Genomic DNA, 8516 nt, shown 5'->3' on the forward strand with positions numbered 1-8516 from the left:
GGGCGATGTCTCCCGGCCTGGCCGACGGGCGTCGCGGTCATCCGAGCAGCTCGATCTCGCCGGTCACGTCTGCCGACCCGTCGATTCCCTCCGCGGCCCGCACCGATTTCTTGATCGGGAGCACGTAGCGGCCGTCCGCACCGGGGAAGATCGAGGTCGTCCAGGTCGAGGAGCCGATGGATGCTCTGACCGGCACGGAGCCGAAGCCCCGCGGAGGGAACGGGAGCTCGGCGATCTCCTCCGAGACGTCCGCGGGCAGGGAGACGAAGAACCAGTTCTCCCTCGACGCCCATTCCCACGGTTCCGAGCTGAAGCGGTAACGACGGTCCATCGGGCCGATGGTAGCCGAACCGACCGACCGCCGGCCCGCGGCCGGGAACGGCGATCCCACTAGCCCCGGTGGCGCAGCATCCCCGCGGCGGCGTAGATCGAGTCGATCGTCGACATGTTCGCCACGTAGTCCTCGGCCTCCGTCGGCAGCGCCCTGCCGGTCTCGATCGCGTCGACGAAGGCGGCGAGCTGATGGTCGTAGGTCTCGTCGCCGCCGAGGGTGTGGGTGTGCAGCAGACCGTCGATCGTCACCCGGACGGAATGGCCCTGGTGGGGGAAGATCGGGTTGTCCACCTCGAGGACACCCTCCGTCCCTTCCACCCGCATGGCGGCGGAGAAGGTCTGCCCGTCGGCCATGCTCGCCCCGATGTGCGCGGTCGCCCCCGACGGGAAGCGCAGGGTCGCGGCGATGGTCTCGTCCGCGCCGAGGGGGTTGGGATCGAAGGAGGCCGAGACCACGTGAGGCTCCTCCGCCATGAAGGAGCGGATCCAGTGGACGGGGTAGGTCCCGAGATCCATGAGGGCGCCGCCGCCCAGCTCGGGGACGTGCCGGATGGAGGTCGGGTCGTAGGGGTTCGAGGCGGTGAACGATGCGTCGATGGAGACGATGTCGCCGAGCACCTCGAGCGATCTGAGCCCCGCGAGGTACCCGCCGAGCGGGTGGTATCTGTCGTGGAAGGCCTCGACGAGCCGCTTGCCGGTTCCGGCCGCTGCGGCGGCCATGAGGCGCGCCTCCGCGGCGTCGAAGGCGATCGGTTTCTCGCACAGCACGTGTTTGCCCGCCTCGAGCGCCCTGACCGACCAGGCACAGTGCTCGGACGGCGGAAGGGCGACATAGACCGCATCGATGGCCGGATCCTCCAGCAGGTCGTCGTAGGAGCCGTAGGGCACCGGGATTCCGTGCTGCGCGGCATACCGTTCGGCGGACGCCTGCCGCCTGGACGCCACCGCGACGACCTCGACGTCGCTGCGCCGACGGGCGGGAAGGATCATCGCTCGCGGTGCGATGCCCGCGGCACCCAGGATTCCGATTCTCACCATGGCTCCATCCTCGTCCACCCCGCACCGATCGCGATTCCCCGGGGCACACAACAAATCTAGCGCGGATGTCCGAAATCGATTACTCGTCTGTTCTAGACTCGTGCACACTATCCAGCATCGGAGTGCGCATGGTGAAGATGACCGACGTCGCCAGGGAGGCGGGCGTCTCCACGGCGACGGTGTCCCGGGCGCTCAACAACCACACGAAGGTGGACCCGGCGCTCGTCGACCGGGTCCGTGCGGCCGCCGAGCGCCTCGGCTACCGCACGAACCACATCGCCCGCAGCCTTCGGCGCCAGACCACCGACGTCATCGCCCTCATCATCTCGGATGTCGCGAACCCCTTCTTCACGGCGGTCACCCGCGGCGTCGAGGACGTGGCGCAGGAACGCGGGTACTCCGTGCTGCTCTGCAACGCGGACGAGGACTCCGAGAAGGAGTCCACCTATCTGGGTGTTGCGGAGCAGACCCAGGTCGCCGGGGTCATCCTGTCCCCCCACCGCTCCGCGACGGACGTGTCGCGGCTGCGCGGGGCCGGGACACCCGTCGTGGTGATCGACCGGCCGCTGGACACCGATGGCGATTCGGTCATGGTGCCCTCCTTCGAGGGTGCACGTTCGGCGACCAGCCATCTGCTGGACTCCGGCTGGACGCGGCCGGCGGCCATCGTGGGACCGGCCGAGGCGGCCACGGCGCAGGAGCGCCTGCGGGGATTCCAGCGCGCGATGTCGGATCGTGGTCATCTAGACGCCCCCTTCGTGCACGCCGCGTTCCGTCAGGGCGGCGGACAGGAGGCCGCCAGGGTCCTGCTCGACTCGCCCACGCCGCCGGACTCCCTGTTCGTGGCGAACTCGCAGATGATGCTCGGCGTGCTGGCGGAGCTGAGGGCCCGTAACCTGCGGATCGGACGGGACCTGGGCGTCGTCACCTTCGACGACCCGCCCTGGGCGGAGTTCATGAACCCGTCGATCACCGCCGTGTCCCAGCCCGCCTACCGGATCGGGGCCGAGGCGGCCACGATGCTGCTCGACCGCGTCGCCGGCGGAGCGGAGGGTGAACCCCGGCACGTGGTGCTGTCGACGAGCCTCGTGGTCCGCGAGAGCTCCCGTCGGCTACCGTGACGGAGGGAGAGTGACGGAGGGAGACAACGCACCTCACGGCGGAGAAATCCGCTCGTGGCGGGAGACACGCCTCCCGCCACGGCACAGTTTCTCCCGCCGCCGGTAGGTAGGAGGCCGGCGGACCGCTAGCCCACCACGCCCTTGCGATACAGCGCGTTGGCGAAGGTGCGTCGTTCGCCCGTCCGCACCACGAGATATGCCTCCGAGGCCAGGCGGTAGAAGTCGTGCCGGTCGGTGTAGCGCACCTCGGCGTCCCCCACCTCCGCCGCGGCCTCGAGCTCGGCGTGGACGGGCAGCGGAACACCGTCGGCCGTGGCCATCAGCACCAGCGCGACATCGTCGGGCGGCACCACCGTCCGGATGGCCGCCAGCAGCTCGGACACCGTGACGCCCGGCAGGTCGAGAAGGCGGGTGGCCAGCCGCGATGCGGGAAAGTGGGCGTCGGCGAGCACGATGGCGTCCGAGTGGCCCATGGCATCGAGGTGTCTGAGCAACTCTCCCGTCAGGAGGGGGTTGATTCCGGTGAGCACGGAGTGTCCTTTCCGTCGGCGTCTTGAGACGCGGAGCTGTCGATCATGAGCGAGGGAGGGCCCGGGCGGCCAATGCATGGGAGATCTCCCTCGTGGCCGGATAGAGGGAGCGGTACAGCGCATAGAGATCGTCGTAGCCCTCCCGGTTCGAGGGATCGGGCTCGCGGACATCCGCGGAGGGATTCCACGAGTCGATCGACACGTCCTCGATCGACCTGGCGGCGAGGAAGGCGGCTCCGTAGCTGGCTCCGATCGTCACCGAGGGGATCTCCTGGGCGATGCCGAGGACGTCCGAGACGATCTGGGTCCACAGCGCACCCTGGGTGCCGCCGCCGACGGCGACGATGCGCTCGACCGCCGCTCCGGCTCCCGTGATCGCCTCGACGTTGTGCCGCACGCCGAGGGCGGTCGCCTCGAGCGCGGCGCGGTAGAGGTCGCCCCTTGTGCTGGACAGGGTGAGACCGGCGATGAGCCCCCTGGCATCCGGGTCCATGATCGGCGTGCGCTCGCCGGCGAAATACGGCAACATGAGCAGCCCGCCCGCCCCTGGGCCGGAGACCTCGGCCTCCGCGAGCAGCACCGGATAGTCCGGGGAGCCGAAGAGGTCCCTCAGCCAGCCGGTGATGGCGCCGGAGGTCGCCATGCCCCCGGCGAGGTTGCGGGTGCCGGGGAAGATTCCGACGGTTCCCCAGAGGCCGGGGACGCTGATGCGCTCGCTCAGCGTGCTGATGAGGAACATGGTTGTGCCGTACATGAGCATGAGGTCCCCCGGCTGCTGTGCGCCGACGCTCACCGCCTCCGTCCAGGCGTCGATCGAGCCGGCGATGACGGGGATGCCGCTCGGCAGACCGGTGAGACGTGCGGCCTCGCCCGTCACCGAGCCAACCTGCTCGTCCGCCCAGACGAGCTCCGGCAGCTCGATGCCCGGCGCGATCGCCTCCGCCCACGGCCGATACCAGCGATGCCCGTCGGTGTCGTACAGCGGGGTGCACTGGCTGGCCGACTCGTGGTCGAGCACATAGCTGCCGCTGAGCCGCCAGACGAGCCAGCTGGCCGGCATGAAGAACCTCCTGGTCGCGGCGAACACCTCTGGCTCGTGGTCGGCGAGCCAGGCCAGCTTGGGACCGACCGACTGGGTCGACAGCGTCGAGCCGCATCTGGCGAGGATCCGATCGGCGCCGAATCGCGCGGTCAGCCGCTCGATCTGCGCAGTCGCCCTGGTGTCGACGCCGTAGAGGATGGCCGGGCGAAGCGGTCCGCCCGCGGCATCCGTCACGGCGAGGCACGGGCCCATGCCGCTCACGCCGACGGCGACGACCGTCGCCGTCGGCGTCGAGGCCACGAGCTCGGCGGCGAGGGAGACGAACTCGTCCCACCAGAGCTCGGCATCCATCTCCACCCAGCCGGGGCGCGGCCTTGCGACCGCGTGCGCTCGCACCGCCGTCGCCAGGACCGCGCCGTCGAGGTCGACGAGCACTCCCTTGCTGCTGGACGTCCCGATGTCGATGCCGATGACCGCGTCGGTCACTTCACGGTCACCATGCCGCACAGGTGGACCTGCACGCCCAGCCGGGCGAACAGCGCGGCCTTGGCCAGCAGCGCCCTGTCGGCGGTCTCCGCGTCGGGGGCGTAGGCCACGTTGGCGTGGTTGGCCTTGTGGCGCGCCATGAACTGGTTGCGGTCGACGCCGTGCAGGACGGCGTGCATGATCGGCCACTCGGGGTTCGTCGCCTGCCAGCGACGCTCGGTCTCCTCCGCCGGAAGCTCGACCACCGTCGCGCGGCCGATGTCGAGCTGCAGGGCGCCGTCCTCGATGTAGACCCGCGACCAGACGATCTCCCCCGGGTGCGAGACGCCCTTGATGGTCGACCCGCCGAGCGGGAAGTACACCGGGTTCTGCCGCCAGCCCACGGCTCCCGCGTATCCGTCGATGAGATGCGACGGCGGGACGGAGCCGGAGATCTCGAACACCCAGACGAACTCGCCGTCGAAGTCCTCGCCCCAGCGCACGTCGTGGAGCGTCGTGGCGGGGTCGAGGCCCATGGCGGACCACACACGATGGGTGGCGAGCGCGTCGATGGCGACTCCCTCGTCCGCCTCGTTGGCCAGCGGGAGCGCCTTGCCCTCCCACAGCACGCGCCTGCCGTCCCTGCTGGTCACCGGGGGCCGGTCGACGTTGTTGATGAGCCCCTCCGCGAGGTCGCTCGCCGGGGAGAGATCCTTCAGCCCCTGCTGGTACTGGATGCCCAGGGCGTCCAGCCCGAAGTCGTCGGCGATGCGCAGGAGCGCGATGTACATCTTGTACTGCCAGCGCAACTGGGACTCGGTCAGCTCCGTGGCCTCGTCCCGCCCGACGGCGAAGGTCATCCCCCGCTCGATCAGCCAATCGCCGATCGACGCCGCCTCGGCATCCGTCACCGTCTGCATCTCGGCCCACAGCGCGCTCTGCGAGAGCCGTTCCTTGTAGATGCCGAGCGGGTTCATCAGCTCGTCGTCGATGATCGCGTTGTACATGCCCATGGTGCCCTCGTCGAAGACGCCGAGGATGGCCTTGTCGGTCATGAGCTCGATGGCGAGGGCCTCGCCGAGCAGCTTCTCCTGGCTCTCCTCGAGCGCGGGCAGCGGGCGCACGTGGGAGGTGTCATGCGTGATCGTGCCGGTCTCGGTCCACTCCGCGATGCCTGCCCTGAACCACTCGTCGGTGAAGTCGACGCTCCAGATCGTCGAATAGCCCTGCCCCATCTTGGTCAGGCCGCCGTTGAGGCCGAGCAGCCCCACCAGCCCCGGCCATTCGCCGGCGAAGTTCGCGATCGTCAGGATCGGCCCGCGGTGGGTGCGCAGGCCCGCGAGCACGTGATGGCTGTACTGCCACACCGCCTCGGCGACGATCAGCGGAGCATCGGCCGGGATGTTCTTGAACACCTCGAGGCCGGCCCGCTGACTGTCGATGAATCCATGGCCCTTGACCGGATCGACCTCGTGGCCGCGCACGATCGACCAGCCGAGGTCGGCGAACGCCCGCCCGATCGCCTCCTCCACGGCGGCCTGGGTCTTCCAGCCCGCGCGGTTCGCCGAGAGGCGCAGGTCGCCGCTCGCCACCAGGTAGGCGGTCTTGGGGCCGACGCCCGCGGTGGGGCGGCCGATCGGCAGGGTATAGCTGGACATGGGTACTGCTCCTTCGTGTGGTTGTCGTTTCGTGGTTGCCCGATGGGCGATCGATCGGGCGGGTCAGGCCTTCGAATAGCGCCGGGCGATGGTGGACATGGCGACCGCGAGCACCAGGATCCCGCCCTTGAAGATGTACTGCCAGAAGGTGGGGGTGCCGAGCAGACTCAGGCCGTTGAAGCCGATGCTGACCACGAGCACCCCGACCAGGGTCCCCAGGATGTGGAACTCGCCGTCGCGCAGCGTCGCCGACCCGAGGAACACCGCGGCGAACGAGTCCATCAGGTAGCCGTCCGCGGCGCTCACGGTTCCGCTGCCGAGCAGGGACGAGAGCAGGATGCCCGTGATCGCCGCGCACACCCCGGCGATCACGAACGCGGAGATCTTCGATCGATCGGTGCGGATGCCCGCGAGCCTCGCGGCGTGGGAGTTCGCCCCGACCGCCTGGATGCGCTGGCCGAGCGGTGTCCGGTTCAGCAGGACCCACAGGATGACGAGGACGACCGCCATGATCCAGATCGGATTCTGGACGCCGAGGAAGCGGGCCAGCGTGAGGTAGCTGAACTCCTTGGGCAGCTCGATGATCGGCGACCCCGCCGTGTAGCCGAAGGCGAGCCCGGTGAGGATGGTGCCGACGCCGAGAGTCGCGACAACGGCGTTGACCCTCGCCTTGGTCACGAGCACGCCGTTGACCCCGCCGATTCCACCGCCGATCAGGATGGTCACGGCGATGGCGAGGACGAGCGGCAGATGCTGGTTGGCCACGAGGCCGGTCACCAGCACTCCGGCGAGGCTCGCCGCGTATCCGACGCTGAGGTCGAACTCGCCGACGACCAGGACGATGGTGAGCCCGGAGGCGATGATCGCCGTCAGCGCCGACTGGTTGACGATGTTGACCAGGTTGTTCACGCTGAGGAAGGCACCATGGGTGGTCACCCCGAAGATGACGATCATCAGGGCCATGGCGATCAGGGTGCCGTATTTCGACACCACGACGAGACCGAGGTTTCTGCGGCGGCGCGCCTGCAGGGGTGCGGCAGACGGCGTGGGGGTAATCGGGATGGTGCTCATGCTCGGATGTCCTTTCCGGCCTGGCCGAAGCTCAGCGAGAGAATGTGATCGGTGGTGATGGAGGGTCCGGCCAGTTCGCCGGTGATTCTGCCCTCGGCCATGACGACGACGCGGTCGCACAGGCCGACGAGCTCTTCGTTGTCGGAGGAGATGGCGAGCACGGCGGTGCCGCGGCTGGCCAGTTCCCGGACGACACGATGGACTTCCGCACGGGCCCCGACGTCGACGCCGCGCGAGGGCTCGTCGAGAATCAGGAGGCGGGGCGTGTCCAGCAGCCAGCGGGCGATGGCCACCTTCTGCTGGTTCCCGCCGGACAGCGAGCCGACGGGATCGGCGACGTCGCGGGTCTTCACCGTGACGTCCTTCGCCGTCCGCTGCGCCCGCCGCCTGCCCTCGCGGAAGTTGATCAGCGGCCAGAACCAGCCGCGGACGAGGGAGTCGAGCCCGGCGATGTTGATGTTGAAGTCGATGGAGCGGTCGAGGAACAGACCCTCCGAGCGGCGTTCCTCCGGCACGAGTCCTATTCCGGCCCGCACGGCGTCGGCGGGCTCCCTGAAGGTCACCTCTCTCCCGTCGAGGACGATCGTTCCCGCCGTGCGTTTGGTCTCTCCGTAGACGACCCGAGCGAGCTCCGTGCGTCCCGCTCCGACGAGGCCGGCGAGCCCGAGCACCTCTCCCACGTGGACGGTGAGCGAGACATCCTTCAGCAGCCCGGCGTCGCTGACGCCGCGCACCTCGAGCACCGGCCTGCCCGTCGGACGGATCTCCCGACCGTGCTCGGCGATTTCAACGTCGCGGCCGACGATGGCCCGCACGAGGTCCGCCTTCGAGACGCTCTCGCCGACGACCCTGCGCGTCACGCCGCCGTCCTTGAACACGGTCACGTCCTCGCACAGCTGCGACACCTCGTCGAGCCGGTGGGACACGAAGATGATCGCGGTACCCGCCGCGGCGAGCTCGCGGATGATCGTGTGCAGCCGCGTGGCCTCCTGGGAGGAGAGCGAGGCGGTCGGCTCGTCCATCGCGATCATCCGCGAGTCGCGCATGAGCGCGCGGCCGATGAGGACCAGCCACTTGTCGGCCGCGCTGAGCTCGTCGACGTTGGTCGAGAGGCTGAAGGTCATGCCGAGCGTCGCCGCGACGCGTCTGGCCGCCGCCCGCGACGGGCGCCAGTCGATGACGCCCAGCCGGGTGGCCGGACGCGCGCCGAGCATCATGTTGCGCAGCACGTCCCATCCGGGGATCAGGCTCATCTCCT

General features: G+C 69.4%; 8 protein-coding genes. 1 reads left to right on the plus strand and 7 read right to left on the minus strand.

The genetic code is table 11. The features are described from left to right. Nucleotides 1-37 precede the first annotated feature (37 nt). Together VGC18_RS12580 and VGC18_RS12585 are read right to left on the minus strand one after the other, a co-directional pair. Nucleotides 38-331 carry a DUF1905 domain-containing protein gene (locus VGC18_RS12580; protein WP_331097886.1) on the minus strand — a complete coding sequence of 98 codons (294 nt, stop codon included), beginning with the start codon at nucleotides 329-331 and terminating at the stop codon, nucleotides 38-40. Nucleotides 332-390: 59 nt separating this feature from the next. Further along, complete coding sequence (locus tag VGC18_RS12585; protein ID WP_331097888.1) at nucleotides 391-1371, minus strand: Gfo/Idh/MocA family oxidoreductase; 981 nt, start codon at nucleotides 1369-1371, stop codon at nucleotides 391-393. Nucleotides 1372-1499: 128 nt separating this feature from the next. Here VGC18_RS12585 and VGC18_RS12590 point away from each other — a divergent pair, with 128 nt between their 5' ends. Then, complete coding sequence (locus VGC18_RS12590) at nucleotides 1500-2492, plus strand: LacI family DNA-binding transcriptional regulator (RefSeq protein ID WP_331097890.1); 993 nt, start codon at nucleotides 1500-1502, stop codon at nucleotides 2490-2492. A gap of 125 nt (nucleotides 2493-2617) precedes the next feature. On the opposite strand, the gene VGC18_RS12595 is transcribed toward VGC18_RS12590, so the two are convergent. The 5 genes from VGC18_RS12595 to VGC18_RS12615 form a co-directional block, all read right to left on the minus strand. Further along, entirely contained in the window at nucleotides 2618-3022 is a 405-nt protein-coding gene (locus VGC18_RS12595; RefSeq protein WP_331097892.1) for an RbsD/FucU family protein, read from the minus strand. A 43-nt stretch (nucleotides 3023-3065) separates the two neighbouring features. Continuing rightward, the gene (locus VGC18_RS12600; RefSeq protein WP_331097894.1) at nucleotides 3066-4550 is read right to left on the minus strand and encodes an FGGY-family carbohydrate kinase; all 1485 of its coding nucleotides are present in this window, start codon (nucleotides 4548-4550) and stop codon (nucleotides 3066-3068) included. Further along, nucleotides 4547-6187 (minus strand): fucose isomerase, encoded by a 1641-nt coding sequence (locus VGC18_RS12605; RefSeq protein ID WP_331097895.1) that lies wholly within the window; start codon nucleotides 6185-6187, stop codon nucleotides 4547-4549. The genes VGC18_RS12600 and VGC18_RS12605 overlap by 4 nt, the downstream gene beginning before the upstream one ends. 63 nt (nucleotides 6188-6250) lie before the next feature. Further along, entirely contained in the window at nucleotides 6251-7258 is a 1008-nt protein-coding gene (locus VGC18_RS12610) for an ABC transporter permease (RefSeq protein WP_331097896.1), read from the minus strand. Then, the coding region (locus tag VGC18_RS12615; RefSeq protein WP_331097897.1) for a sugar ABC transporter ATP-binding protein at nucleotides 7255-8516 on the minus strand (1262 nt) is incomplete at its 5' end. The genes VGC18_RS12615 and VGC18_RS12610, both read right to left, overlap by 4 nt.

The sequence above is a fragment of the Lacisediminihabitans sp. genome (genome assembly GCF_036404185.1).
Classification (GTDB): domain Bacteria; phylum Actinomycetota; class Actinomycetes; order Actinomycetales; family Microbacteriaceae; genus Lacisediminihabitans.

Excerpts from the sequence above, each read along its gene's own strand:
- VGC18_RS12590 (WP_331097890.1), top strand. The coding sequence starts at position 1,500 with ATGGTGAAGATGACCGACGTCGCCAGGGAGGCGGGCGTCTCCACGGCG.
- VGC18_RS12610 (WP_331097896.1), bottom strand. The coding sequence starts at position 7,258 with ATGAGCACCATCCCGATTACCCCCACGCCGTCTGCCGCACCCCTGCAG.
- VGC18_RS12585 (WP_331097888.1), bottom strand. The coding sequence starts at position 1,371 with ATGGTGAGAATCGGAATCCTGGGTGCCGCGGGCATCGCACCGCGAGCG.
- VGC18_RS12605 (WP_331097895.1), bottom strand. The coding sequence starts at position 6,187 with ATGTCCAGCTATACCCTGCCGATCGGCCGCCCCACCGCGGGCGTCGGC.
- VGC18_RS12580 (WP_331097886.1), bottom strand. The coding sequence starts at position 331 with ATGGACCGTCGTTACCGCTTCAGCTCGGAACCGTGGGAATGGGCGTCG.